The sequence below is a fragment of the Halolamina salina genome (assembly GCF_042678005.1).
Lineage (GTDB): Archaea > Halobacteriota > Halobacteria > Halobacteriales > Haloferacaceae > Halolamina > Halolamina salina.
Genome location: NZ_JBHUDH010000132.1, coordinates 1 through 519, shown reverse-complemented (window position 1 = coordinate 519; position 519 = coordinate 1). Strand labels below are relative to the sequence as shown.

Annotated in this window: 1 pseudogene; it reads right to left on the bottom strand. The window is 59.3% G+C overall.

From position 1 onward, the window contains the following. Window positions 1-519 (bottom strand): annotated as a pseudogene (locus ACFR9S_RS11485) (ATP-binding protein); the annotation flags it as partial.

Genomic DNA, 519 nt, shown 5'->3' with positions numbered 1-519 from the left:
AGCCCGTTCTCAGTTTCGTAGAGGAAGAACGCCTCTGTCTCCGGACTACTGCCCGTTTCGCTGAGGTTCTTCAGGGCGTCACGGTAGTGGTCGAGTTCCACACTTGGTTCGAGGACCATCTCCCACAGTTCCCGCCGCGACAGACCGCGCCCCCGGTTGCCGCCGGAGACGATGCTTTTCCAGAGAATCGTTGTTCCGAGGTGGGTAGCGATTGGCGGGTGGCCCATTGGCGTCCAGTTCTCGTCCTCGTACTGGCACGCTGCTTTCCCGTCGCTCGTGTAGACGTCGGACTTCGAAGCCGTTCGGAGGTCTTGCTCAATCTGCCCGAACAAGTCCAGCAACGTGGACCAGACATACTCGTCGGATGGGTGCATGTCGAATGCTCGGACGAAATTCCGATCCGCGTTTGCTTCCTGGTTATTCCAGACGCGGTGTACAGCACGCGAAACGAGCTTGAGTGCTCCTCGCGTCCGCTGGAAGTTCGGCAGCGTGTCGATTTCCTGCGCGAGGAGTTCGATG